Consider the following 25,138-nt stretch of genomic DNA (forward strand, 5'->3'; position numbering starts at 1 on the left):
GCATGGTCGACAACTACGACACCGCGACGGTCGAGGCCGTCGGCAAGGTGACCGAGGCGCTCGAGACGATCGAACGCGCCCGGGGGCACCTCTACTCGTTCCACCAGCTGACCGGCGGCGCGGACCTGGTGCTCGGCGCGGCCGTGGAGAAGCTCGAGAAGGCCGGCCACCAGGACTGGGCGCGGCGGATCTCCGAAGAGCTCATCGGGCTCAACGTGTTACCCGATCGGTGGACGTTCCAGGTCGTCGAAGAGTACGACGACGGCTACTACAAGACGTGCCGCGACTTTGAGCGCGAGCTGCTGGCCGCCCTCACCGACGGCCGCCGCCACCTGCACGAACAGCAGATGAAGGACGACCGCCGCACGCACGGCAGGCCGGGTCACGAGGCGGGCGCGCCGAGCAGGCCGCCGGCGGGCGCGTGACCGGCGATTGTCGGACCCCTGAGCTACAGTCGAACGAAGACGAACAGATGTTCGATTGGAGGAGCGATGGCTGACCAGGTGGAACCGAACCCCGAGAAGGACCCGAGCGAGTGGACGACCGGTGACGAGCCGATGACCGGCCCGCAGCGGTCGTACCTGCAGACGCTCGCCCAGGAGGCGGGCGAAGAGGTGCCGGACAACCTCACGAAGGCCGAGGCGTCCGCTCGGATCGACGAACTGCAGAAGGCGACCGGGCGCGGCAGCTGAGGGCGGGTTTCGGCTGGTCCCGGCGTCACCGTGGCCGGGACGCCGGGATCCGCCACAGCACCGCGGCCGCCCGTTCCCCGCGCCGGGCCCGGGCCCGGACGGCGAGCAGCCACCCGATGCCGATCACCGACACCAGGGCGAGCCCGCCCCAGGAGAGCAGGGTGAAGACGTCGGCCTGCAGCGCGGTCGGCTGCGGCTGGTAGCCCTGTTCCAGCTGGACGTACTGCCACGGCGTGCCGGTGAGCAGCAGGGTCAGCACGAGGGCGATGCCGTGCATGGCGTCCCACAACGCGTGGAGCAGGGCGACGCCGAGGTAGCTGAGCAGCAGGCGGAGCGTCAGGGCGAAGTGTCGGTGGTCGCTGGCCGAGAACAGGACGCCGCCGAGGACGGCGGTCCACAGGCCGTGCCCGACCGGGGCGAGCACCCCGCGCAGCAGCTCGGTCTGGACGAGATCCATGAGCGAGAGGCTTCGGCCCTCGGGGTTGGCGGCCTGGGCTGGCCGCGGCTGCGCACCCGGCCGGGCAGGTGCACTCTCGCGGCGAACCCGCGGCCTGCCTGCGCGCGGCGTTCGATACTACCCACCTCAGCGCTGAGCACCGATCCGTCCGCATGTGCCCGAGACCACGGCATACCGGCCTCCGGGCGCGGGTAATCAACACGGAGATGCCCTACTCCCGAAGGAGGACATCCCGTGTACCTGATCGTGTTGCTCGTGACCATTGCCGGACTGGTCGTGCTCGGCGCATGTGTGCTGCGAGAGCTGCCCAAGGCGTACCCTCTCACCGCGAAGCGCACCCTCGTCGTGGCGTGGCTGGTGGCCGCGGGCGGGATCGCCTGGTGGGCCGCCGCTCCCGGTGCCGGGCCGGTCGTCGTCGCCGTGGTCGGGTTCGGCTTTGTCGTGGCCACTTTGAACCGCGCGCCCGAACGGCCGTCCTATCCGCGTTCCACGCCCTACCAGCCACCCCGCTGACCGGCGCGGTTGACGATCCGGCTCCGGGGTATCACCCGGGCATGTCCCAACCGAACGAACAGCAGCCCGAGATCGCCCGGCCCGGCGCGCCCGATCCCGGCCGGGCGGACGACAACCTCTACCGGCCCGGGGAAGGCGAACCACCGGACAGCGCCGAAGAAGCCGAAGGCGTGGGACAGAAAGTGATCGGCGAGCTGCGGGAACGTCGCGAAAACTGAAGGCTCAAGCCGCTGCGGGCAACGCCGCGCCCGTCACGCGCAGCAGGAACTCGGCGTTGGACCCGGTCTTGCGGAGCTGGTCCAACAGCTGCTCGATCGCGTGCGGGCCCGGCAACGCCCGCCGGACTTCGCGCATCGCGGCCAGTTCGCCCGGCGTCACCAGGAGTTCTTCGCGCCGGGTGCCGGAGGCGGCGAGGTCGACCGCCGGGAAGACCCGCCGCTCGGCGGTTTTGCGGTCCAGCTTGAGTTCGGCGTTGCCGGTGCTCTTCAGCTCCTCGAAGAACACCGTGTCCGCCAGCGATCCGGTTTCCACCAGCGCCGTCGCGACGATCGTGAGTGAACCGCCGCCCTCGACGTTGCGGGCGGCGCCGAGGATCCGCTTCATCGGCTGCAACGCGGCCGCGTCGACGCCGCCGGAGAGCGTCCGGCCGGACGGGCGCACCGAAAGGTTGTACGCGCGGCCGAGCCGGGTGAGCGAATCGAGCAGCAGCACGACGTCTTCGCCGCGCTCCACCAACCGTTTCGCGCGCTCGACGGCGAGTTCCGCCACCGCGACGTGTTCGGCGGGCGGACGGTCGAAAGTGGACGCGATCACCTCGCCGCGCACGGTCCGGCTCAGCTCGGTGACCTCTTCCGGCCGTTCGTCGGCGAGCAGCACCAGCAGCCGGCAGTCCGGGTGGTTGGCCGCGACGCCGTGGCCGATTTCGCGCAGCACCGTGGTTTTTCCGGCTTTCGGCGGCGAAACGACGAGAGCGCGCTGGCCCTTGCCGAGCGGGGTGACGAGGTCGATGACGCGCGGCAGCAGCCGCGTCGGCGTTGTTTCGAGCAGCAGCCGCCGGTCCGGGTGAACCGGGACGAGGTCGGCGAAGTCGGGACGCGGCTCGCCGGGGTCGGCGCCGTTGACGCTCGTGATCTCCTCGGTGGTGCCGGTGATTTCGTCGCCGGGGCGCAGTTTGTGCTTGCGGACCAGGGAAAGTGGCAGGGCGACGTCGTCGGGCGCCGGTCGGTAGCCGGGCCGGACGAACGCCGTTTTGCCGGACAGGTCAAGGATTCCGTGAAAGGACATGGGTGTCTCCTGGGATGAGGGCCGGCGCGCGAACAGCTGACCGGGGAACGAGGAAAGAGGCCGAACGGCCTGGATCCGGGAGCTTCCTCCGGGCGGCCGACGGCCGGCATCCGCGAGGAGCACGTCCACTGTAGCGAGCCATCTCACGAAACACAACGGGTAAGACCCCGTGGCGCTGGGTAGCCCACAGGAGAAGCCCGCCGAAACGGGGAAACCCCGGCTGTCCGATGGGAGCGGATCGTGTATCGACATACCCCGGAAACTGCCGTCGACACCGGCGAAAACACCGACGCGGACCAAGCCGGGACCACGGCCCCGGTACGCCATACCCCCGGAGTCGTGGTCGTGTCGACCTTCGAAGAACTCGCGCCGGCCCTGCCCAACGAGATGGCCGACCTGCGCCGCAAGCTGACCGGCTGGCTGGGCGAGCTCCCGCTCGACCCGGGCAGCACGCACGACATCACGCTGGCCACGTACGAAGCACTGGCGAACGTGGCGGCCCACGCCTACCCGGACGGCCACGGCTGGGCGCGCCTGGAAGCCGAGCGCACCGGCGACACGGTGACGGTCACGGTCACCGACACCGGCTGCGGCATCCCCTCGACCCGTCCCCGGGTGGCGGGCCTGCGCACCTCCGGTGGCCGCGGCCTGCTGTTGATCGACCAGGTGACGGACCAGTCCGACATCGACTCCGGCACCCACGGAACGACGGTCCGGATGACCTGGCGCCCGGCCACGCTCCGAGACCCCGGCGCGGCCTGAACCGCGGTAAACCCGCGGAGGGCAACCGCCCGTGGCTCACGAAGGTGGCAGGACTTCCCTGGACACCGGAGCGCTGAAGGCTCGCGCATGGTGGACGGCACCAGCCGCAGCCCCGCGGGACACAGCTCAGCCACTCAGCCTGCCGCGCAATACAGCACCGCAAGCCAGGTCGACCCGGCAAGAAACCCGCCGCGGCAGCACTCAGCCTGCCAGCGCAACACAGCACCCCAAGCCAGGCCGCCCCGGCAAGAAACCAGCCGCGGCAGCACAAATCAGCTCGGCCTGCACCCTCTGCCCACCCTGCCACCGCCGATGCCCCCGCCCGGCGCTGCCTCTCCCCCTCCAAGCACGCCGCGAAAGCGCGCCGCGGCCACCCTCAGGCCGCGCCGGCCAGGCGGACCAGGCGGTTGCGCGGGTAGGAAACCAGCTCCCGCTCCTCGTCCGTCGTGAAGATCTCGACGGAATCCTCCAGCAGTTCGGCCGAATTCACCTGCAGCTGCCACGCGGGCAGCCCCGGTGCCGGCTCGTGCCAGAACCACTGGCCCTTGGTCAGCTGGTGCGCCGGGACCGTCGCGTCGTCCGTGTTCATGTGATGAGGCTAGCCGCCACCACCGACAGTTTCCGCACGGCCCGGGCCCGGTGATCACCGGTGTGACGACGAGCACTTCCACTGTGGACACGGGGCTGGACAGAAGGCTGGACACGGGCGGTTCCGCCGCGCCTGGCGGAACCGCCCGTGAGCGTCAGCCCACCGCGCAGGTCACGGTCGGCGCCGTCAGGTTCCCACCGTGCTCGACGGTGAAGCCGATGACGTTGCCGCTGCCGTTGGGCCTCGCCGTCAGCACGTATCCCGTGCTGTCCCAGGTTCCCGTGTAGTTCCAGCTGCCGATGACCTTCTGGGGCGCGTGGAACGTCACCGTGAGCACCCAGTTGTTCGTCCCCGACACCGACACCTGGCCGTTGAAGCCGACGTTCCACTGCGCGGTCGTGGCGTAGACCGCGGTGCAGCCGCCCGGCTGCGGGGTCGTGGTGGTCGGCGTCGTTGGCGTGGTCGTCGGGCCGCCGTCCGGCGGTGCGCCGTTGTTCAGCGCGTCGAGCACCGCGGTGTAGGCCGCCTTCTTCTGCCCGTTGCCGTCGAACAGCAGCGGGGTGGCCGACGCCCGCCAGGAGTCCGTGTCACGGATTCCCCACACCGTCATGCCGGTGCACCGCGCAACCGCCAGGCAGGCCTGCGTGACAGTCCGGTAGTTGTTCGCCTGCGCGGTCCCCGAGCCTTCGATGTCCAGCTCGGTGATCTGCACGTCCACGCCGAGGCCGGTGAAGTTCTGCAGCGTCGTCTGGTAGTTCGACGGCACCGGGCTGTTGCCGTTGAAGTGCGACTGGAAGCCGACGCAGTCGATCGGCACGCCGCGGGACTTGAAGTCCTGCACCATGCGGTACACGGCCTGGGTCTTCGCCTGGCTCCAGTCGTCGGTGTTGTAGTCGTTGTAGCAGAGCTTCGCGTCCGGGTCGGCCGCCCGCGCGGCGCGGAACGCCGCCTCGATCCAGTCGTCGCCGGTGCGCTGGAGGTTGGAGTCGCGCCGGGCGCCGGAACCGCCGTCGGCGAACGCCTCGTTCACCACGTCCCACGCGTAGATCTTGCCGCGGTAGTGGGTCATCACCTGGGTGATGTGGTTCAGCATCGCCTGCCGCAGCGCCGAACCCTCCATGCTCTGCATCCAGCCGGGCTGCTGCGAGTGCCAGGCCAGCGTGTGCCCGCGCATCCGGGCGCCCTGGCTGGTCGCCTGGTTCACGATCCGGTCCGCGTTGGCGTACGAGAATTGGCCCTGCGAAGGCTCGGTCGCGTCGATCTTCATCTCGTTCTCGGGCGTGATCATGGTGAACTCGCGGCTCAGGATGCCGGTGTAGACGCTGTCCGAGAGCTTGCCCGCCGAAACCGCGGTGCCGAAGTAACGCCCGGTCCGCGCCGCCGCGCTGCCCAGGGTCGTGCCGGCGGGCGCCGACGACGTCGTCGTCGTGGGTGTCGTCGGTGTCGTGGTGCCCGGGCCGCTGCTGTTCAGGCCCAGGAACGCGATCGCGTACTGCACCATCCCGCTCTGCGGCAGGGCGTGCCCCACACCCTGGACGCTGATGCCCTCGACCGGCGCCTGCGTGCCGGTGCCGCCGTAGCGGGTGCGTGTCCAGCCGGACTGGGGCGAGTCACTCGACGACGGCGTCTGGCTCACGCCCTGCAGGTTCGTCCACTGCTTGATCTCTTCGCCGAAGTTGGGGTAGCGCAGGGTGTCGTCGGCCGTGCCGTGCCACAGCTGCATCCGCGGGTAAGGGCCGCTGCGCCCGCCGCTCATCTGCCGGGCCTGGTCGCCCCACTGCTGCGCGGTCTTGGTGATCTGGCCGTTCGCGCACTGGCTGTTCCAGCTGGACCCGTCGGTGGTGCCGAAGCAGCCCGCGGGCACGCCCATGAACGCCGAGCCGGCGGCGAACACGTCCGGGTACTCCGCGGCGAGCACGTTCGTCATCATCGCGCCCGAGGAGAACCCGGTGACGTACACGCGGGAGGAGTCGACGTTGTAGCGCTGCTTGGCCCAGTTGACCATCGAAAGGATGCCGACGGGGTCGCTGCCGCCGCCGCGGGTGAGGGCCTGCGGCGAGGAGACGTCGAAGCACTGCCCGCTGCGCGTGGCTTCCGGGAACACGATGACGTACCCGTACTGGTCGGCGGCGGTGACGTAGTCGTGGGCGGAGCCGTTGAACACCGCCGACGCCGAACCGGTGCAGTAGTGGATCGCGACGAGCAGTGCCGGGCGGCTCGCGACGTGGTCCGGGACGTAGGTGTACATGTTGAGGTTGCTGGGGTTGCTGCCGAAGTCGGTCACCCGCGTCAGCGAGGCCGCGGACGCCGGCTGCGCCGCCACGACCAGCACGATCGCCGTGGCGATCGACAGCATGGCGGCGGACAGAGCGGTGAGGAGCCTTCGCACTCGAGGCCATCCTTTCCGGGGGCGGGAGAGGAACTGCGACGATGGTTCGTCTCCGTGTCCGGGCGGTCAACGATTATCGCAATGTTTCGACGCCTTTCGAGGGTGGGTGCGACACGGCCACCCTCTCCGGCTTGATCGGAGTTAGGCTCGAACCATGGCCAAGGAAAACGCGCTCGGGGAGTTCCTCCGCGCCCGCCGTGAGCAGGTGCGGCCCGAAGACCTCGGCCTGCCCGCCGGCGGGTCGCGCCGGGTGGCCGGGCTGCGGCGCGAGGAGGTCGCGCTCCTGGCCGGGGTCAGCACCGACTACTACGTCCGGCTCGAGCAGGGCCGGGAGCGGAACCCGTCGGCGCAGGTCGTCGACGCGCTGGCCCGCGGGCTGGCGCTGGACGACGACGCCGTCGCCCACCTGCACCGGCTGGCCCGGCCGGCCCCGAAGGCGCGCCGTCGCGCGCGGCGGCGGGAGCAGGTCAGCCCGAACCTGCTGCGCCTGATGGAGGGCTGGCCGGGCACGCCCGCGGTGGTCCTGGACCGCTGCCTGACGGTGCTGGCGCACAACGCGCTGGGCAAGGCCCTGTTCGACGGGCACACCCACAGCGGTGACCTGGTCCGGCTGGTGTTCCTCGACCCGGACGCGCGCGAGTTCTACCCGGACTGGGAGCGCGTCGCGGTCAACACCGTCGGCGGCCTGCGCGCGGCCGCCGGGATCGACCCGGACGACCCGCAGCTCGTCGAGACCGTCGGTGAGCTGTCGGTCAAGAGCGAGGCGTTCCGCCGGCTGTGGGCCCGGCACGACATCCGGCAGAAGACCCACGAAACCAAGCGGTTCCACCACCGCCTGGTCGGCGAGCTGGTCCTGAGCTACGAAGCGCTGACCGTGAACAGCGCGCCCGGCCAGCAGCTGATCGTCTACCAGGCCGAGCCGGGCAGCCCGTCGGAAGCCGCTTTGGCGCTGCTGGGCAGTCTCACCGCCGAGACGGCGGAAGCCCCGGAAAACGCCAACCGGAAGTAATCACCCTTTCTTTCGTTCCACAATGGACGGAGTACTTCGTCATGCCTGAAAACCCCCATCCCGACAACACTGTCTGGTTCATCACCGGCTGCTCCACCGGCCTCGGCCGCGCACTGGCGTCCGCCGTGCTCGGCCGCGGGCTGCGGGCGGTCGTCACCGCCCGTGACCCGGCGCAGGTCGCCGACCTGGCCGCCGGACACGGCGACCGCGCGCTGGTCCTGCCGCTCGACGTCACCGACCACGCGCAGGTCGTCGACGCGGTGAAACAGGCCGAATCGGCGTTCGGCCGGATCGACGTCCTGGTCAACAACGCCGGCTACGGCTACCTCGCCGCGGTCGAAGAAGGCGAGGACGACGAGATCCGCAAGCTGTTCGACACCAACGTCTTCGGCCTCGCCGACGTCACCCGCGCGGTACTGCCGGGCATGCGGGCGCGCCGCGGCGGGCACGTCGTCACCGTGTCGTCGCTCGGCGGCCTGGCCGCCTTCGGCGCGACCGGCTACTACCACGCGACGAAGTTCGCCGTGGAAGGACTTTCCGAGTCACTGGCCGCCGAGGTGGCCCCGCTGGGCATCAAGGTGACCATCGTCGAGCCGGCGGCGTTCCGCACCAACTGGTCCGGGCCCTCCATGCGGCAGTCGGCGATCCACATCGACGACTACGCCGAGACGGCGGGAGCCCGCCGGGCGGCGACCACGGCGACGTACGGCCACCAGCCGGGCGATCCGGTGCGCGCGGCCGAAGCGGTCATCGACGCCGTCGGCGCCGAAGAACCTCCGCTTCGCCTGCTCCTCGGCAAGGCCGCCTACGACATCGCCACCGCCCGGCTCGGCACCCTCCGCTCCACTTTCGACACCTGGCGCGAGACCACCCTCGGCGCCGACTTCCCGGAAGGAGCCCCGTGAAAACCGTCCTCATCACCGGCGCCAGCAGCGGCATCGGATACGCCACCGCGCTGCGGCTGGCCGGCGAAGGCCACCACGTCGTGCTCGGCGCCCGGCGGGAAGACCGGCTGACGACGCTGGCGAAGGAGATCCACGACGCCGGCGGCACCGCGGACGTGCACCGCCTCGACGTCACCGACCGCGCCGAGGTCGCCGCGTTCGCCGACACGGCGGTGAAGCAGCATGGGCGGCTCGACGTCTTCGTCGCCAACGCCGGCGTGATGCCACTGTCGCGTTTGGACTCCCTGCTCGTCGAGGAGTGGGACCGGATGATCGACGTCAACGTCCGCGGCCTGCTGCACGGGATCGCGGCGGCCCTGCCGCACTTCCGGCGGCAGGGCTCCGGGCACTTCGTGACGATCGCCTCCACCGGCGCGCACGAGGTGGTGCCGACGGCCGCGGTGTACTGCGGCACCAAGTACGCCGCCCGGGCGGTCACCGAAGGGCTGCGCCTGGAGGCGGATCCCGGCATCCGCGTCACGACCGTTTCGCCGGGCGTCACCGAGTCCGAACTGGCCGACAGCATCACCGAGGCCGGGGCGAAGGCGGCGATGCGGGACTACCGCGCGGTGACCCTCCCGCCGGACGCCATCGCCGCGGCGATCTCGTACGCGATCGGGCAGCCGGACGGCGTCGACGTGAACGAGGTCGTCGTCCGGCCGACCGCCCAGCGGTAGCCGCTCAGCGCTCCAGTTCGGCGATGACCCTCGGGATCTCCGCCACGAGCTCCCGGGCCAGCAGCCCGGTGCTGCCGGTGTCGGGGATCAGCCGCTGGCCGGCCACGGCGTGGACGTGCGTCGCCCAGCAGGCCGCCTGGTCGACGGCCGCGCCGCGGGCGAGGAAGCCGCCGGTCAGGCCGGCCAGCACGTCGCCGCTGCCGGACGTCGCCAGCCCGACGTGGCCGCTCCCGTCCCGCCAGGTGCGCCCGCCCGGCTCGGCGACCACGCCCATGAGCAGCACCACGCCGCCGTAGCGCCCGGCGATCCGCACCGCCGTCTCCAGGTCGTCGACGTCCTTCTCCTCGCAGCCGTCGAGGAAGGCGGCTTCGACCCGGTTCGGGGTGAGCAGGAGCCTGCCCGCCAAGGGTTCCGCCAGCGCCGGGTCCCGGCTCAGCGCGCCGAGGGCGAACGCGTCGAGCACCACCCGCGCGTCCGGGGCGATGGCGGGCACCAGCCGCCGCAGCAGGTCTTCGGTCTCGGACACGCCGGTGAGGCCCGGACCGACGACGACGGTGCCGGCCCCGGGCAGGACGTCGGCCAGGCGGTCGACGGCGTCGCCGCCGATCGCGCCGGACGCCGTCTCGGGCAGGCCGAACACCGACGACTCGGGCACCGAAACGCCGATGGCGCTCGCGTGCCGTTCGGCGACCGCCAGCTGAAGCGTGCCCGCTCCGGCGCGCAAGGCGGCGGTCCCGGACAGTGCCGGCGCCCCCGGCACGGTCCTCGCTCCGCCGACGACGAGGACGGTTCCGCGGTCCTCGGTGCCGATCCGCCTGTCCCGCAACAGGGCCGGGCTGATCGGCACCGGGTCAGGAGAGCTGTTCGGCTGCATCGTCGTCCGCCGTCGGTGGGGTGCCGGTCGCGTGCAGGTGGCCGACTTCCTGGGCGAGGACCATCGTGAACCCGCCGTCGCGGTCGCGTTCCCAGGCCGTCACCGAGCCGTTCGGTACCTCGGTGGCGTCCGCGGCCCGCAGCAGGTCGGGTTCCGGCAGGCCTTCGAGGAGGTAGCGCAGGGCGAAGACCGTCATCTCGTGCGCGGCCAGCAGCACCCGGCCGCCGGGCCGCTCGACGCTCAGCTCGGACAGCAGCGACCGCACCCGCAGCACGACGTCGGCCCAGGACTCGCCGCCCGGGGGCCGGTAGTAGAACTTGCCCAGCCGCCGCTTGCGCCGCAGTTCGTCCGGCCACCGCTCGCGGACGCCGTGCGAGGTGAGCAGGTCCAGCACGCCGAGCTCGCGGTCGCGCAGCCGTTCGTCCGGGACGACCGCGACGCCGTCCGGCGCGGCCAGCCGGGCGGTGTCCCAGGCCCGGCGGTAGGTGGAGGTGACCACGACGTCCAGCGGGCGCCCCGCGAGGAACTCCCCCGCGGCCTTCGCCTGCTCCTCCCCCAGTTCGCTGAGCGGCACGTCGGCGTCACGCTCGGCGATGTCGATCACGTCCGCCCCCGCCGACTCCGCCTCTTCCCGTGCCACGTTCCCGGTGCTCTGTCCGTGCCGGAGCACGCCCACCCATTCCAAGTCGACGCTCACGCCGGGCTGGATACCCCGGCGGACCCGCCGTCGAAACCCGGGATGGTTAGGCGTGCGAAAGGCTTGCGGTTAGGGTCGTTCCATGTCGCGAAGTCTCGACGCCCACGACCGGCTGCAGCAGCTGGAGACGATCATCGGTGCCCCGGCCGAGCACCTCGGCCTGACCGAGCTGCTCACCGAGACACTGCGGCGCCTGCGCGATGCCATGGAGGTCGACACCGCGACCGTGCTGCGGTACCAGGCCAACGGCCGTCAGCTCGTGGCCTACGCCGCGGCCGGCATCGAGGAGGAGGTCCACCAGGGCGTGCGGGTGCCGGTCGGCAGCGGGTTCGCCGGCAAGGTCGCGCTCGAACGGGCCCCGGTCATCATCGACCACGTCGACGAGACCACCGTCGTGAACTCCCTGCTCTGGGAACGGGGTTTGCACTCCCTGCTCGGCGTGCCCATGCTGGCCGGGAGCGAGCTCGTCGGCGTGCTGCACGTCGGTTCCGTCGCGCCGCGGCAGTTCGGGGAATCCGAAGTGGCCACCATGCAGCTGGTCGCCGATCGCCTCGCGATGGCGATCCAGGTGGAGGCGCTGGAGGAGAACCGCACCGCGACCATGGCGCTGCAGCGCAGCCTGCTGCCGAGCAGCCTGCCCGAGGTGCACGGCCTGGCCTTCGGCGCCCGGTACGTGCCCGGCGCGGAAACCGGCCTCGGCGGCGACTGGTACGACCTGTTCTCCCTGCCGGGCGACCGGCTCGGCATCGTGATGGGCGACGTCTCCGGCCACGGCCTCGAAGCGGCCGTGATCATGGGACGGCTGCGCAGCGCCTTGCGTGCCTACGCGCTCGACTGCGAAAGCCCGGCCGAGGTGCTCGCCAAGCTCGACCGGAAGGCCAACCACTTCGAGCACGGCGCGATGGCCACGGTGGCCTACGGGATCATCGGCCCGAGCCGGGAGGCGCTGACGTTGTCCCTCGCGGGGCACCTGCCGCCGGTGCTGGCCGTGCCCGGCGAAGAAGCGGGCCGGCTGGTGGACGTGGCCCCGGACCCGCCGATCGGGCTGACCATCGGCCGGCCCGACCGGCGTACCAGCGTGGTCGGACTGCCGCCCGGCGCGGTGCTCGCCTTCTACACCGACGGCCTGGTCGAGCGGCGGGACCGTCCGGTGGACTCCGGCATGCACCAGCTCGAGGCGGCGGTGCGCCCGGGAGAGCCGGAGCGCGTCTGCGCGCGGATCATGGCCGTGATGATCGGCAACCGGGCGGCCCAGGACGACGTCGCCCTGCTGGCCATCCAGCGCCGGACCGTCCCGACCGGGACCTGAGCCGCGGCGGGCACGACGCTCAGCCCCCGGCCAGCGCCGCCTCACGGGTCGGGAACAGTGAGAGGCTTTCCTCGAGTCCGGTCAGCTGGATCGGGCGCAGGGTCGCCCGGCCGGACGCGACGATCCGGACCGCGGTGCCGGGTCCGGCGTTGCGGTGGATCGTCAGCAGGGCGGTCAGGCCGGGCGAGGCGAGGAACTCGACGCGGCTCAGGTCGACCACGAGCACCGGCGGCTGGTCCGCCAGCGCGGCGTCGGCGGCCTGGACGACAGCGGGCGCGGTGGTCGTGTCCACGTCTCCGGCGACTTCGACGACGACCGCTCCTTCCTGCTCCGTCCGGGCGATCCTGAACTCTCCGAACGGCACAGCGGTGGCCGAGCTTTCGGTGTGGGCGTGCTCGGTCATGGTGTTTCTCCTGCCCTCAGCAGCACCACCGGAACTTCCGATGGGCGTGCGTGATCACGAAGGCTGTCTGCTCAACCGCTCCCCATCATGCCCGCCCTGGCGACACGCCGCCGTGTCAGCGCCCGTTGCGCTTTTCGCCGCGCCCGCGAGCAGGCAGGATGGGCGCCATGGCCGAAAGAGACGTGACCGGGGCCTCGTTCGGTGACTCGGGGTCGGTGGTCCTGGAGGACCACGACGGCGCGGCGGTCCTGCGCGTCGACGGCGCTCTCGACCTCGCGCTGGCGCCGAAGCTCCGGCAGCTGGCCGAACGCGCCGCCCGGCTGCGGCCGTCGAAGGTCGTCATCGACCTGACCGGCGTGACTTTCCTGGCCTCGGCCGGGATGGCCGAGCTCGTGCGGGCGCACCGCGGGCCGGCCGCGCCGGCGCCGCTGCGGGTGGTGGCCGGCAGCCGGATCACCCTGCGGCCGCTGGAACTGACCCGCCTGATCGACGAGCTCGCGATCTACCCGTCGCTGTCCGAGGCGCTGGCCTCCTGATGACGTCCCCGCCGGAGTTCGACGCCGTGCGCCGGGCGTTCGACGCCGACGGCGGGGAGCACGGCGCAGTGGTCTATACCACGACGAACGGTACCGACCGGATCGTGCAGTACGCGACCGACGCGGCCACAAAGGCGACCGGAGCCGGCTTCGGCGCGTCCGGCGCAGATCTGGTGCTGGACACCGACGGGCTGGTCGAAAGCCGCACCCGCGACCTCACGGTCGGTGTCGAATGGCTGCCGGCGGGTATCCCGCAGGTGCTGACCGCCGACGACCTCGGCACGGCCTGGGACAAGCTCGTCGAGGAACTGACCCACGGACGGCACGACGACGACATCGCCGTCATCCACGTGCGCCACCGCGGAGAGGACGGAACATGACGGACCCCCTCCCCCCGGGCGCGCCCGCGCCCCCGGCCTCGTTCCACCGGCGCACGGCCGCGGTGGCCGACCGGCTGCCGGACCTGCGCGAAGCACTGGGCCGCTGGCTGGACACGCTCGACCTGGGCATCGAGCGGCACGAAGACGTCGTCCTCGCCGGCTACGAGGCGATGGCGAACTCGGCCGAGCACGCCTACCGCGACCGCGAACCGGGCCCGATCGACGTCCGGGCCGAAGCGCTGCCCGGGCGGCTGACGGTGACGGTCAGCGACTACGGCACCTGGCAGCCGCCGTCGGAGACGAACGGGCTGCGCGGCCGCGGCCTGCTGCTCATCGACAGCCTCGCCGACCACTGCGCCCAGGTGCACCGCGAGGACGGCACGACGGTGACGATGACCTGGCTGACCGGCGATCTTCCGGCGGCGCCTCACCCGGACGCGTGAGCCCGCTGCGCACGGCAGGACGGGTCCCGGACGGTTAGGCTCGCGCGGGGCCGCGTGAACCGGGAGTGTGATGAGCGTCGGGAGCGAATCCGGCCACCGTGCCGCGTTTCCCGGGACCAGCCGGATGGCCGCCCGGATGCGGGACTTCGACTGGGCGTCGTCCCCGCTGGGCGAACCGCGGGACTGGCCGGCCAGCCTGACGACGGCGGTCCGCATCTGCCTCACCTCGCGCTTCCCGATGATCGTCTGGTGGGGCCCGGAGCTGCGGTTCCTCTACAACGACGCGTACCTGCCGCTGCTGGGCGGCAAGCACCCCGCGCTGGCCAAGCCGGGCGCGGAGGTCTGGGGCGAGATCTGGCACATCGTCGGCCCGATGCTGGCCGGCGTCATGGCCACCGGCGAAGCGACCTGCTCGGAGGACCTGCTGCTGCCGATGAACCGGCACGGCTACTGGGAAGAGACCTACTGGACCTACTCCTACAGCCCGGTGCACGACGACGAGGGCACCGTGCGCGCGGTGTTCACCGCGGTCACCGAGACCACCGAGCGCGTCGTCAGCGAGCGCCGGCTGGCGACGCTGCGCGAGCTCGGCGCCCAGGCGGGGGTCGCCCGCACCGTCGGCGAGGCCTGTGAGCTGGTCGCCGGGGTGCTCGGGCGAGCCGGCGCCGACGTCCCGTACGCCGCGATCCACGTCCGCGACGGCGAAGGCGGGCCGGTGCCGGCGGCCGTCACCCCCGGCGGCGAAGGCGCCGGCGACGTGGCCGCCTGGCCGCTGGCGGAAGTGCTCGCCGACGGCGTGCCGCGGGCGGTGCCGGACGGCGCCATCGGCGAGCTGCCTTCGGGTGGCTGGTCCACGCCGCCCACCGAGGCGGTGGTGCTGCCGTTGCCCGGGGACGCCGATGACGCGGTGACCGGCGTGATCGTGCTGGCGGCGAGCGCCGGGCGCCCGCTCGACGAGTCCTGCCGGACGTTCCTCGGGCTGGTCGCCCAGCAGACGACGGCGCTGGTCAACGGCGCGATCGCCTACCAGGTGCAGCAGCAGCGCGCCGAGGAGCTGACCGCGCTCGACGAGGCGAAGACGACGTTCTTCGCCAACGTCAGCCACGAGTTCCGGACTCCGCTCACCCTGATCCTGGGCCCCGCGGCCGAGCTGCGGGAGGCGCTGGGCGACGCCGGCGAGCGGGTGCGGGAGGAGGTCGACGTCATCCACCGCAACGCGCTGCGGCTGGGCCGGCTGGTGAACACCCTGCTCGACTTCTCCCGCATCGAGGCGGGCCGGATGCAGGCCCGCTTCGAGCCGGTCGACCTCGCCGCGCTCACCGCGGAGCTGGCGAGCGTCTTCCGCGCCGCCGTCGAGCGGGCCGGGCTGGCCTTCGAGGTCGACTGCGCCCCGGTGGGCGAGCCGGTGCACGTCGATCGCGGGATGTGGGAGAAGGTCGTCTTCAACCTGCTGTCCAACGCGGTCAAGTTCACCTTCGACGGCACGATCCGCGTGAGCACCAGCCTGACGGGCGGGCACGCCGTCGTCGCGGTGTCCGACACCGGGATCGGGATCGACGCGGTGGAGCTGCCCCGGCTGTTCGAGCGGTTCCACCGGATCCCGTCGGCGCGGGCGCGCTCGAACGAGGGCAGCGGGATCGGCTTGGCGCTGGTGCGGGAGCTCGTCGGCATCCACGGCGGCGGTGTCACGGTGGAGAGCACGCCGGGCGCCGGGACGACGTTCCGGATCCGGCTGCCGCTGGGCACCCGGCACCTGCCCGCCGAGCACGTCGTCAGCGAACCCTCGGCCCGCGGGATCGCGGCGGACACCGCGGAACCGTACGTGCAGGAAGCCCTGCGCTGGCTGCCGGACAGCCGCCCCGCACCCGGCGCCGCGCCCGCGGTGGCCCCGGGCGCACGGGTGCTGGTCGCCGACGACAACGCCGACATGCGCGGCTACCTGGTCCGGCTGCTGCGCGACGACTACGCGGTGACGGCGGTGCGCGACGGCGTCGAAGCGTTCGCCGCCGCGTCCGCCGAGCCGCCCGAGCTGATCATCAGCGACGTCATGATGCCGCGGCTGGACGGCCTCGGCCTGCTCGCCAAGCTGCGGGGCGACCCGCGCACCGCCGCCGTGCCCGTGCTGCTGCTGTCCGCGCGGGCCGGGCAGGAGGCCGCCGTCGACGGGCTGGCCGCCGGGGCCGACGACTACCTCGTGAAGCCGTTCTCGGCACGGGAGCTGCTCGCGCGCGTCCGCACGACCATCCGGCTGGCCCGGCTGCGGACCCAGCATTCGCGGTGGCGCGCGGCGATGATCGACTCCCTGCAGGAGGGGTTCTTCGTCTGCGACGCCGACGGGCAGGTCGTGGAGATCAACGCCGCCTGCGCCGAGCTGCTGGGGTTCGGCCCCGAGGGGCTGCCCTACGCGCCGCCGCATCCGTGGTGGCCGGGCCGCGACACCGATCCCGTCGCCTACCGGCAGGTCGCCGACGCCTTCGGCCACGCGCGCGACGAGCCGTCAGGCAGCTTCGTGCTGCCGCTGCGGCACCGGGACGGGCACCGGGTGTGGGCTGCGGTCGCCTACAACGAGCTGCACGACGACGAAGGACGGCGCCGGCTGGTCGGCACGATCCGCGACGTCACGGCCGAGCGCTACGCCGTGCAGCGCGAAAGCGCGCTCGCGTCGATGAACCAGCGCCTGGCCGAGGTCAGCGGGGTTCCGGAGGTGCTCCGCACCGCGCTCGAGCTGCTGCGCGAGCTGTGGCAGGCCGAGCGCGTCCTCGCGGTGAGCCGGCCGCACGACGGCGAACCGGAGCTCACCTCGACCGATCCCGCCGACCGGCGCTGGACGGACCTCGCCGCGCCGCTGCGCGCGACCCTCGACCACGTCCGCTCGCTCCCGGCGCTGCACGCGAGCCCGGCCGGCGGCGGCGCGGGCACCACCCTCGACCACCCCGGCGGCCGGCTGACGCTCTGGGTCGAACCCGCGCCGGGACGTCCGTTCGGCACCGAAGACCGGACGCTGCTGGCGCTGCTGGCCGGGACGCTCGCCCACGCCCTGCGCCGCGCCCACCGCGACGACCGGCAGCGGGAGGTCGCCCTCGCGCTGCAGCGCTCGATCCTCGGCCCGGCCCGGCTGCCCGACGGCTTCGCGGTGCGCTACGAGCCGGCGAACCCGCCGCTGGAGGTCGGCGGCGACTGGTACGACGTCATCGCGCTGGCCGGCGACCGGATCGGCATCGTCGTCGGCGACTGCGTCGGCCGGGGGCTCGCGGCGGCCGCGGTGATGGGCCAGCTGCGCAGCGCCTGCCGTGCGCTGCTGCTGGAGGCCGGCAGCCCGGCGCACACGCTGACCGCGCTCGACCGCTTCGCCGATCGGCTCCCGGGTGCCTTGTGCACCACCGTGTTCTGCGGGGTCCTCGACCCGGACGGCGGCACCCTCACCTACAGCAGCGCCGGGCACCCGCCGGCCACCCTCGTGCACCGGGACGGCGCGGCGCAGTTCCTCGACGAGGGCGGCAGCGTCCCGCTCGCCGTCCGCCTCGACGGTCCGCGGCCGGAGGCCACGGCGGCCGTGCCGATCGGCTCGCTGCTGATGCTCTACACCGACGGGCTCGTCGAACGCCGCCGCGAGTCGCTGGACGACGGCATTCAGCGGGCCACCGAGATCGCCCACGACGTGCGGGACGCCGAGCTGCCCGACCTGGCGGCCACCCTGATGAGCAGGCTCCGGCCGGAGGACGGCTACGAGGACGACGTCGCGCTGCTGCTCTACCGCCGGTCGGTGCCGCCGCTGGCCCTGGACTTCCCGGCGCACCCGGACAGCCTCGCCTCCACCCGCCACTGGCTGCGCGCGTGGCTGGCCAACGCGGCGATCGAACCGGACCTCGCGCAGGACGTGCTCGTCGCGGCGGGCGAAGCCTGCGCCAACGCCGTCGAACACGCGTATCTCGGCGGCACCGGGGCGGCCGCGCACCTCGCGGCCCGGCTCACCGGCGCGCACCTGGTCGTCACGGTGACCGACCACGGGCGCTGGAAGCAGCCGCCGCCGGACAACCACGTGCTGCGCGGGCGCGGGGTGCCGATGATGGAAGCGCTGGCCGACGTGGTCACCTTCCGGCACGGCGCGACCGGGACCACCGTCACGCTGGAATGGAGGATCGGTTCGTGACGACGGCACTCACACTGGTCGTCGGCCCGGACGAAGACGGGGACCGGGTGCTGACCGCCACGGGCGCCGCGGCTGCTCGACCGGGTGCTGCGGGTCTCCGGGCTCACCCAGGTCACGAAGGTGCTGATCCGCTGAACGGTTGGCGAACCGCCCACGGGGTATGCCTGCCGCAGCGACGGCCCGTTCGGTGGGTTGTGCGGCCGGCTGTCGTCAGGTGGCCCCGGCGCCAACCCACGACGTTCAGCAGCGAGCGCCGGGCCGGAGCCACCGCCCCTCGGGGTCGGATGTTACGGAGGACGCGCCGGACGCGAGTAAGGTTTTGATGTTGGCGTTGAAACCGCAGCCGTCCGACATCTGCAGCATCCGTCCGGGACGGAGATGACCGAGTGACCGGTGAGCCGATCCTGCCCGAGCACCTCGACGAGCTGACGGCCGCCATGGCGGACCTCACCGGCGCACTGGAGACCGAGCCCGCCGAGGCCGAGATCCTCGACGCCGTCTGCGCCGAAGCCGTCCGCGCGGTGCCCGGCGCCGACCTGGCCAGCATCACGGCGATCCGGGACGGCGATCCGGAGACCGCGGCGTCCACCGACGACCGCGCCGTCGAAATCGACAAGGCCCAGTACGCGGCGGCCGCCGGCCCGTGCCTGGAAGCGGCGGAGACCGGCAAGATCGTCCGCGTGCCGCTCGCGACAGCCGGGGCGGAGTGGCCCGAGTTCACCGCCCGCGCCCGGGAGCTCGGGGTCGGCAGCTACCTGGCCGCGCCGCTGCGCGTCGACGAGCACCTTTCCGGCGCCCTCAACCTCTTCGGCTACGGCGACCACGGGTTCGCCGAGACCGACTCGCAGCTGTTGAAGCTCTACACCACGGTCGTCTCGTTCGGGTTGCGCACCACGCGGCGCTACCACCAGGCCCGGCGCCGGACGTCCGACCTCGAGGCGGCGATGCGGTCACGCGCGGTGATCGAACAGGCCAAGGGCATTTTGATGGCCGTGCACCGGATCAGCGCCGATGACGCCATGAAGCGTCTCGTCACGGAATCGCAGCACACCAACGTGAAGGTGCGGGACGTCGCGGCGAGGTTCGTCGAAGAGCTGTCCTCGGTGCCCTCGCGCGGCTAGCTGTATTCGGCGGCGCGGGTCAGGCGGTGTGGCGGGCCGGGAACGGCCAGGTGAGCGTGATGACGGTGCCGTTGTCGGTCGACCGGAGGTCGAGCCCGTCGACCAGGGCCTGGATCAGGCGCAGGCCGCGGCCGTCGTCGGTGCGTTCCGCCAGCGAGGCCCAGCGGCCCTGGTCGGCCACGGTGACGATCAGCACGTCCTGGTCGATCCGGGCGCGGATGTCGATCAGCCCGGGACGGCCGTGGTAGGCGTGGCCGAGCACGTTGGCCATCGCTTCCCAGCAGGCCAGGACGACGTCGTCGGCCTGCCGCCCGACCTCGTCGCCCGCGCGCCGCCGCAGCCACGACACCAGGTGCCGCCGCAGGCTCGGCAACGTCCGTGGCGAAATCGTGCCGCGGTACCGCCAGCCGTCCGTTCCCAGCTCTTCCACGTTCACCTCCCCGGGGGACTCTCAGGTTTCCTACCCACCGTGACGGATCTTCAATCAGCTGCCGTTCGGACCTGGTGCGGCCCGGGCCGGACGTGGTCGGATGTGCGGATGACTCGGTCGACGTCGTCCGTGGTGCTGTGCGCGGTGCTGGCCGCGGCCGCCCTCCTGCCCGCCCCGGCCGCCACCGCCGACACAGCCACCACCGGCCCGGGCGCGGTCTCGCACTTCGGCCTGGCGCGCAAGGACTGCCTGGGCACCGCGCGGAACACGACCAGCAAGGCGTGGTTCACCGTGGCCGGCGGGGTGCTGTCCGACGTCTACGCGCCGGTGATCGACAACACGAACGTCGAGACACTGCAGTTCGCCGTCACCGATGGGCGCAGCTTCACCGATCTGCAGGCCCGGGACATGACCTACACCGTGCGCACGAGCGCGGGCGGGATGGCCTGCGAGGTGACGTCGACCGCGCGCAGCGGCGCCTACCGGCTGGTCACCGAGTACCTGGCCGACCCGGCCCGGACCGGCGTGCTCATCCGCACCCGGCTTGAGCCGCTGCGGGGTTACGGGCAGGACCTCAAGGTTTACGTGCGGTTCGACGCGAGCGTCAACGGCAACGGCGGGGGTGGCCCGGCCAACGGCGGCGGCGACACCGCCACCGTCGACGCGGCGACGAGCGCGCTGGTCAGCGCCGACGCGAACACGGTGTCCAGCGCGCCGGCCCGCGACTACGGCACGCCGCTGGCCGCGGCGCTGCGCGCCGACCGGCGGTTCCTGGCCACCGGCAGCGGGTTCGCCGGCACCGCGGCCGACGGGCTGGCCCAGCTCGACCGCGACCACCGGCTCACCGATACGACGCCGTCGGCGGTGAACGGCAACGTCGTGCAGACCGCGCAGCTGGACCTGTCTCCGCGTCAACCGGCCGTGCTGGCGCTCGGGTTCGGCACGGACGCCCGGGCCGCGGTCGCCACGGCCGGTGCGAGCCTGCGGACGCCGTTCGACCAGAGCTACCGCCGGTACGCGCGCGAATGGCGTGACTACGACAACGGGCTGACGCCCTTGCGTGGCAAGGACTCTGACGCCTACTTCCAATCCGTCAACGTGCTGAAAGCCAGTGAGGACAAGACTTTCCCCGGCGCGGTGGTCGCCTCCCTCGGCAGCCCGTGGGGGCAGGCGGTGTCCGCGGGCGACGCGCCCGGCGGCAAACCGGTCTACTTCGGTTCCTACCGCGAAATCTTCGCCCGCGACCTCTACGAAAGCTTCTCCGGGCTGCTGTCCGCCGGCGACCGCGAGACGGCGCGGGCGAGCGTCCGCTGGCTGTTCGCGCGCCAGCAGCAGCCGGACGGCCGGTTCCCGCGCAACTCGCTGCTCAACGGCAAGAAGGCGCCCGACTCCGGCGGCGACCAGCTCGACGAGAGCGCGTACCCGATCCTGATGGCGTTGCAGGCCGGGCTCGACCGCGACCGCACGCTCTACACCGAGCACATCCGCGCGGCCGCGGACTTCGTCGTCGCGCACGGGCCGGCGTTCGGCTCGGAGCGCTGGGAGGAACAGGGCGGCTACTCCCCCTCGACGATCGCCGCCGAGATCGCCGGGCTCGTCGCCGCGGGCGTGATCGCCGACCGCAACGGCGACAGTGCACGCGCGAACGTCTACCGCGCCACGGCGGATCACTTCCAGCGCAATATCAAGGGCTGGACGGTGACGTCCACCGGGCCCTACGGCGGCCGGTACTTCCTGCGGCTGACCAAGAACGGCAACCCGGACTCCGAGTGGTTCTACAACCTCGGCAACGGCTCGGTCGACGCCGACCAGCGCGCGGTCGTCGACGCCGGGTTCCTCGAGCTGACGCGCCTCGGCGTGCTGCCCGCGAACGACCCGGACGTCGCCGCGTCGCTCGCGGTCGTGGACCGCGTGATCAAGCGGGACACCCCGGCCGGCCCGGGCTGGTACCGCTACGGCACGTCGGCTCCGGGCAGCGAAGACGGCTACGGCGACTGCTACGAGCCGGACCCGACGAACTGCGGCCCGACCGGTGCGCCGTGGCCGTCGACGAACACCGGGTCCGGGCACCTGTGGCCGGTGCTCGCCGGCGAACGCGGCGAGCAGGCCGTGCAGACCGGGGACCGCGCCGGCGCGGCCGCCCTGCTGCGCGCGATGCGGGCCCAGACCGGCGGCACCGGGCTGATTCCCGAGCAGATCTGGGAAAACCCGGCGCTGCCCGCGTCGCCGTACGGCTCGGACCCGAAGACGGCGTCGATCGGCTTCACGCCGGGGCAGTCCGTCGGTTCGGTGGCGCCGCTGAGCTGGGCGCAGTCGCAGTCGGTGCGGCTGGCCAGGGCCCTCGACGACGGACGGCTGCCCGAGCAGCCCGCCGAAGTCCGTTCGCGGTACGTCCACGCGCCGGCCGCCTTGGCCGTCACCCTCGACGCGCCCGCGTCGGTGTCCACCGCGACCGCCGTGGTCACCGGCACCGCGCCCGCCGGCAGCCGCGTCGACCTCGCCGTCTCGGCCACCGACGCGGGAACGACTTCGGTGCTGTCGGTCCGCGCTTCCTCGGCGGGGACGTTCAGTGCGACGGTGCCGACACCACTCGGCGCGAGCGTGGTCACGGCGGCCGCGACGGGCGCCGGGACCGGGTACGCGCAGAAGACCATCAGCTCGGACTTCGTCACCGGCACGGTGCTGCTGGACACCACGGACCCGGACGGCGACGACAACGGACCGGGTACCTACACCTACCCGACGGCGGGCGACTTCCACGCGGGCGCGTTCGACCTGCAGCGGTTCCAGGTGATCGATTCCGGCACCACCCTGGTGTTCCGGGCGCAGGTCCGCGATCTGTCGCCGACGTTCGGCTCGCCACTGGGCGCCCAGCTGCTGACGATCTACGGGCACGACCCGGCCGCGACGGCGACGTCGACCGCGGCACCCTTCCCGAGCCGGGCGTACACGATCGCGGCGCAGGACGCGTGGAGCCGGCGCATCGAGGTCCAGGGCTTCGCCGAACCAGCGCTCGTCGACGCTTCGGGCGCTTCGCTCGCAACGCCGTCAGTGCAGGCTTCGCAGGCGACGCGGTACATCACGGTCAGCGTGGCGAAGGCGGCGTTCGGGACGCCGGGCCCGGGCTGGACGTTCGCCGTGGTGCTCACCGGGCAGGACGGCAACTCCCCCGACCAGGCCCGGCCGTTCACGCCGACGTCGGAGCAGTACACGTTCGGCCTCTGCGCGGCCGGGGGCACGGCGCCGATCTGCGCCGCGGACCCGGCGACCGCGCCGAAGGCGTTCGACGTGCTGACGCCGTCCGGCGTGGACCAGAAGGCGGAGCTGGACCCGACGCGGGGGCCGGTCGCGGTGCGCGGCGTGCCCGTGGGCTGATCTGACACGGGGTTGACCTGGCATGGTGGAGCCATGATCGACGAGTTCGCGAAACAGTACCTGCACGGCGATTTGCGCGAGATCCGCGAAGAGATGCTCGGAAAGCTCGACGGGCTCGGCGAATACGACATCCGCCGTCCCCTGACCGCGACCGGCACCAACCTGCTCGGTCTCGTCAAGCACCTGACGCTGACCGAAGCCCGGTACTTCGGCGACATCTTCGGCAGGCCGTTCCCCGAACCGCTGCCCCGGTGGGACGACCGCGCCGTGCGCGGCAAGGACATGTGGGCGACCGAGCACGAGACGCGGGACGAGATCATCAGCCGGTACCGGCAGGCGTGGGCCCACTCCGACGCGACGATCACGGAACTGGCCGTCGACACGCCGGGGCACGTGCCCTGGTGGCCCCGGCCGGACGTGATGCTGTTCAACATCCTGGTGCACGTCCTCACCGAGACGAACCGGCACGCCGGGCACGCCGACATCCTGCGTGAACAGCTCGACGGCGCGCTCGCCAGCGACGGCCACCACGACGCGGAGTTCTGGGCGTCCCGGCACGCGGAGATCGAACGCGCCGCCCGAGCCGTCGCCCAGTGACGGTCAGGGCAGCGGGTCGAGACCGGTCAGCTTGACGCTTTCCGTCCACAGCCGCGCGGCGGCCGCTTCGTCGGTCAGGTTGGCCCACAACGGTTCGAGCCGCGGCCTTCCCCGCAGCCCGAAGACCCGCGGCCCCCACAGCTGCCCGCCTTCGACGTCCGGGCCGAGCACCGCCCGGACGGCGGGCCGTGCGCCGGCGTCCTTGCCGTGCAGCAGAACCCGGGCCGGCACCCCGCTCAGCCACTGGCCGGTGGTCCGCGTGTGGACCGGCGGCCGCGACGGCGTCAGCGAGTCGAGCGCGCCGCCGGGGTGGGCGAGCACGCTGAGCCGCTTCGAGCCCGCGGCCCGCAGCCGCCGGTCGAGTTCGAGCGCGAACAGCATCTGCGCGAGCTTGGAACGCTCGTAGGCGCGCTTCGGGTGGTAATCGGTTTCGCTTTGCAGGTCGGCGAAGTCGAGACTCGCGGACTTCGCCGCGAAGCTGCCGGTGGTGACGATGCGCGCCTCCGCCGTCAGCACCGGCATCAGCCGGGCGACCAGGGCGAAGTGGCCGAGGTGGTTGGTGCCGAACATCAGCTCGTGGCCGTCCGGGGTCTCCCGGCGCGGCGGGTCGTCGAGCGCCACCCCGGCGTTGCACACGACGGCGTCGAGCTCGCCGGTGTCGACCGGTTCGAGGGCGGCCAGGTCCATCCGGACGTGCCCGGCCCGCGCGCCGGCGACCCGGGAGCGGATCGCGGCGACGGCGGCTTCGGCTTTCGCCGGGTCGCGGCTGCCGATCACCACTTCCGCGCCCGCCGAGGCCAGCTGCTCGGCCACGAAGTAGCCGATTCCGGCATTGCCCCCGGTCACCAGTACCCGCATCCGTCCCCCTCGTCGTGCCAAGCTGTCCCCCGTGGACAACGCTACCGACCCGGGTGGGGCGGGCTACCGACGGTCGGCCGGCTCGCCGCGCGGCGAGGCCCGGCGCCGGGAGCTGCTGGCGAAGATCACCGACGACGTCGCCGAGAACGGTCTGGTGGACTTCTCGCTGCGGCGCGCCGCGCGGGCGGCCGGGACGACGCACAAGGTGCTGCTCTACCACTTCGAAGGCGCCGAAGACCTGCTCCGGCAGGTGGTCGCCGCCCTGCGCGAGCGGCGGGTGGGGAACGCGCTGGCGGCGGTCGCCGGCTCGTCGTCGACCCTGGCCGACCGCGTCCGCGCGGCTTGGGAAAGCCTGCGCGACGAGGAGACGCAGCTGCGCCGCGTGCTCGACCAGGCGATGGGCCTGGCGATGTACGACCCCGGCCGGTACGCGGCGCTCGGCCGCGGCGCGTCGCAGAAGTACCTGCCGACGCTCGTGTCGTTCTGCCCCGAGGGCTGGCCCGAGCGGCGGAAGCTGGAGGTCGCCTCGATGATCCTCGCCGCGTTGCGCGGCTTCTTGGTGAACCTGCTGATCGACGACGACTTCGCGACAGCCGGCTTCGAGGCGTTGCTGCGGGCCGTCGAACGGGAGGAAGCGGCTCCCTGATTC

The 25,138-nt window shown here is 72.6% G+C and carries 26 protein-coding genes; 17 read left to right on the forward strand and 9 right to left on the reverse strand.

The features are described 5' to 3' along the window. Positions 1-2 precede the first annotated feature (2 nt). On the forward strand, positions 3-425 hold the full coding sequence (locus tag CF165_RS45095; RefSeq protein WP_093953753.1) for a hypothetical protein: 423 nt from the start codon (positions 3-5) through the stop codon (positions 423-425). Between the two features lie 66 nt (positions 426-491). Beyond that, positions 492-692, forward strand: coding sequence for a DUF3072 domain-containing protein (locus CF165_RS45100; RefSeq protein WP_093953754.1), 201 nt, complete (start codon positions 492-494; stop codon positions 690-692). Positions 693-717: 25 nt separating this feature from the next. Here CF165_RS45100 and CF165_RS45105 read toward each other — a convergent pair whose 3' ends face one another. Then, entirely contained in the window at positions 718-1,149 is a 432-nt protein-coding gene (locus tag CF165_RS45105; protein ID WP_093953755.1) for a PrsW family glutamic-type intramembrane protease, read from the reverse strand. 234 nt (positions 1,150-1,383) lie between these two features. Here CF165_RS45105 and CF165_RS45110 point away from each other — a divergent pair, with 234 nt between their 5' ends. After that, on the forward strand, positions 1,384-1,662 hold the full coding sequence (locus CF165_RS45110) for a hypothetical protein (protein WP_093953756.1): 279 nt from the start codon (positions 1,384-1,386) through the stop codon (positions 1,660-1,662). Positions 1,663-1,703: 41 nt separating this feature from the next. After that, positions 1,704-1,880 (forward strand): hypothetical protein, encoded by a 177-nt coding sequence (locus tag CF165_RS51955; RefSeq protein ID WP_167441763.1) that lies wholly within the window; start codon positions 1,704-1,706, stop codon positions 1,878-1,880. A 4-nt stretch (positions 1,881-1,884) separates the two neighbouring features. On the opposite strand, the gene rho is transcribed toward CF165_RS51955, so the two are convergent. Next, the gene (gene rho / locus CF165_RS45115) at positions 1,885-2,946 is read right to left on the reverse strand and encodes a transcription termination factor Rho (protein WP_093953758.1); all 1,062 of its coding nucleotides are present in this window, start codon (positions 2,944-2,946) and stop codon (positions 1,885-1,887) included. A gap of 339 nt (positions 2,947-3,285) precedes the next feature. Between rho and CF165_RS45120 the strand changes: the two genes are divergently transcribed. Continuing rightward, positions 3,286-3,708, forward strand: coding sequence for an ATP-binding protein (locus CF165_RS45120; protein WP_093953759.1), 423 nt, complete (start codon positions 3,286-3,288; stop codon positions 3,706-3,708). A 376-nt stretch (positions 3,709-4,084) separates the two neighbouring features. On the opposite strand, the gene CF165_RS45125 is transcribed toward CF165_RS45120, so the two are convergent. Both CF165_RS45125 and CF165_RS53585 read right to left on the reverse strand, forming a co-directional pair. Continuing rightward, positions 4,085-4,297, reverse strand: a complete 213-nt coding sequence (locus CF165_RS45125; RefSeq protein ID WP_093953761.1) for a hypothetical protein — start codon at positions 4,295-4,297, stop codon at positions 4,085-4,087. Between the two features lie 154 nt (positions 4,298-4,451). Beyond that, complete coding sequence (locus CF165_RS53585) at positions 4,452-6,686, reverse strand: extracellular catalytic domain type 1 short-chain-length polyhydroxyalkanoate depolymerase (RefSeq protein WP_093953762.1); 2,235 nt, start codon at positions 6,684-6,686, stop codon at positions 4,452-4,454. Positions 6,687-6,840: 154 nt separating this feature from the next. On the opposite strand from CF165_RS53585, the gene CF165_RS45135 reads away from it, so the two are divergent. The 3 genes from CF165_RS45135 to CF165_RS45145 are packed head-to-tail and all read left to right on the forward strand — an operon-like array spanning position 6,841 to position 9,316. After that, the gene (locus tag CF165_RS45135; RefSeq protein WP_093953763.1) at positions 6,841-7,695 is read left to right on the forward strand and encodes a helix-turn-helix transcriptional regulator; all 855 of its coding nucleotides are present in this window, start codon (positions 6,841-6,843) and stop codon (positions 7,693-7,695) included. Positions 7,696-7,736: 41 nt separating this feature from the next. Continuing rightward, positions 7,737-8,600, forward strand: coding sequence for an oxidoreductase (locus tag CF165_RS45140; RefSeq protein ID WP_093953764.1), 864 nt, complete (start codon positions 7,737-7,739; stop codon positions 8,598-8,600). Beyond that, positions 8,597-9,316 carry an SDR family oxidoreductase gene (locus CF165_RS45145; RefSeq protein ID WP_093953765.1) on the forward strand — a complete coding sequence of 240 codons (720 nt, stop codon included), beginning with the start codon at positions 8,597-8,599 and terminating at the stop codon, positions 9,314-9,316. The genes CF165_RS45140 and CF165_RS45145 overlap by 4 nt, the downstream gene beginning before the upstream one ends. A 4-nt stretch (positions 9,317-9,320) precedes the next feature. Here the strand turns inward: CF165_RS45145 and CF165_RS45150 are convergent, their stop codons facing one another. Next, positions 9,321-10,163: an NAD(P)H-hydrate dehydratase gene (locus CF165_RS45150; RefSeq protein WP_240522106.1), complete on the reverse strand. Its 843-nt coding sequence runs from the start codon at positions 10,161-10,163 to the stop codon at positions 9,321-9,323. 4 nt (positions 10,164-10,167) lie between these two features. Then, on the reverse strand, positions 10,168-10,887 hold the full coding sequence (locus tag CF165_RS45155) for a histidine phosphatase family protein (protein ID WP_093953768.1): 720 nt from the start codon (positions 10,885-10,887) through the stop codon (positions 10,168-10,170). 82 nt (positions 10,888-10,969) lie between these two features. On the opposite strand from CF165_RS45155, the gene CF165_RS45160 reads away from it, so the two are divergent. Then, positions 10,970-12,196 (forward strand): PP2C family protein-serine/threonine phosphatase, encoded by a 1,227-nt coding sequence (locus CF165_RS45160; RefSeq protein ID WP_093953770.1) that lies wholly within the window; start codon positions 10,970-10,972, stop codon positions 12,194-12,196. A 19-nt stretch (positions 12,197-12,215) separates the two neighbouring features. On the opposite strand, the gene CF165_RS45165 is transcribed toward CF165_RS45160, so the two are convergent. After that, the gene (locus CF165_RS45165; RefSeq protein ID WP_093953772.1) at positions 12,216-12,599 is read right to left on the reverse strand and encodes an STAS domain-containing protein; all 384 of its coding nucleotides are present in this window, start codon (positions 12,597-12,599) and stop codon (positions 12,216-12,218) included. Between the two features lie 167 nt (positions 12,600-12,766). On the opposite strand from CF165_RS45165, the gene CF165_RS45170 reads away from it, so the two are divergent. From CF165_RS45170 to CF165_RS45190, 5 genes are all read left to right on the forward strand, one after another. Continuing rightward, positions 12,767-13,135: an STAS domain-containing protein gene (locus tag CF165_RS45170; protein ID WP_093953774.1), complete on the forward strand. Its 369-nt coding sequence runs from the start codon at positions 12,767-12,769 to the stop codon at positions 13,133-13,135. Continuing rightward, positions 13,135-13,515, forward strand: coding sequence for a SpoIIE family protein phosphatase (locus CF165_RS53165; protein WP_240522107.1), 381 nt, complete (start codon positions 13,135-13,137; stop codon positions 13,513-13,515). Before CF165_RS45170 ends, CF165_RS53165 begins: the two co-directional genes overlap by 1 nt. After that, the gene (locus CF165_RS45180) at positions 13,512-13,958 is read left to right on the forward strand and encodes an ATP-binding protein (protein WP_093953775.1); all 447 of its coding nucleotides are present in this window, start codon (positions 13,512-13,514) and stop codon (positions 13,956-13,958) included. The genes CF165_RS53165 and CF165_RS45180 overlap by 4 nt, the downstream gene beginning before the upstream one ends. 70 nt (positions 13,959-14,028) lie before the next feature. Next, positions 14,029-18,108, forward strand: coding sequence for a SpoIIE family protein phosphatase (locus CF165_RS45185; protein WP_093953776.1), 4,080 nt, complete (start codon positions 14,029-14,031; stop codon positions 18,106-18,108). Positions 18,109-18,494: 386 nt separating this feature from the next. After that, complete coding sequence (locus CF165_RS45190; protein WP_093953777.1) at positions 18,495-19,229, forward strand: GAF and ANTAR domain-containing protein; 735 nt, start codon at positions 18,495-18,497, stop codon at positions 19,227-19,229. Between the two features lie 19 nt (positions 19,230-19,248). Here CF165_RS45190 and CF165_RS45195 read toward each other — a convergent pair whose 3' ends face one another. Next, positions 19,249-19,659 (reverse strand): ATP-binding protein, encoded by a 411-nt coding sequence (locus CF165_RS45195; protein ID WP_093953810.1) that lies wholly within the window; start codon positions 19,657-19,659, stop codon positions 19,249-19,251. 108 nt (positions 19,660-19,767) lie between these two features. Between CF165_RS45195 and CF165_RS45200 the strand changes: the two genes are divergently transcribed. Both CF165_RS45200 and CF165_RS45205 read left to right on the forward strand, forming a co-directional pair. Further along, complete coding sequence (locus tag CF165_RS45200) at positions 19,768-23,034, forward strand: glucodextranase DOMON-like domain-containing protein (protein WP_093953779.1); 3,267 nt, start codon at positions 19,768-19,770, stop codon at positions 23,032-23,034. 33 nt (positions 23,035-23,067) lie between these two features. Next, positions 23,068-23,631, forward strand: a complete 564-nt coding sequence (locus CF165_RS45205; RefSeq protein WP_093953781.1) for a DinB family protein — start codon at positions 23,068-23,070, stop codon at positions 23,629-23,631. Between the two features lie 3 nt (positions 23,632-23,634). On the opposite strand, the gene CF165_RS45210 is transcribed toward CF165_RS45205, so the two are convergent. Continuing rightward, a complete protein-coding gene (locus tag CF165_RS45210) occupies positions 23,635-24,489 on the reverse strand; it encodes an SDR family NAD(P)-dependent oxidoreductase (RefSeq protein ID WP_093953783.1) in 855 nt (284 codons plus the stop codon). A 31-nt stretch (positions 24,490-24,520) separates the two neighbouring features. Here CF165_RS45210 and CF165_RS45215 point away from each other — a divergent pair, with 31 nt between their 5' ends. Then, positions 24,521-25,135 (forward strand): TetR/AcrR family transcriptional regulator, encoded by a 615-nt coding sequence (locus tag CF165_RS45215; protein ID WP_093953785.1) that lies wholly within the window; start codon positions 24,521-24,523, stop codon positions 25,133-25,135. The last annotated feature ends 3 nt before the right edge of the window (positions 25,136-25,138 follow it).

It is taken from the genome of Amycolatopsis vastitatis, from assembly GCF_002234595.1.
Classification (GTDB): Bacteria; Actinomycetota; Actinomycetes; order Mycobacteriales; family Pseudonocardiaceae; genus Amycolatopsis; species Amycolatopsis vastitatis.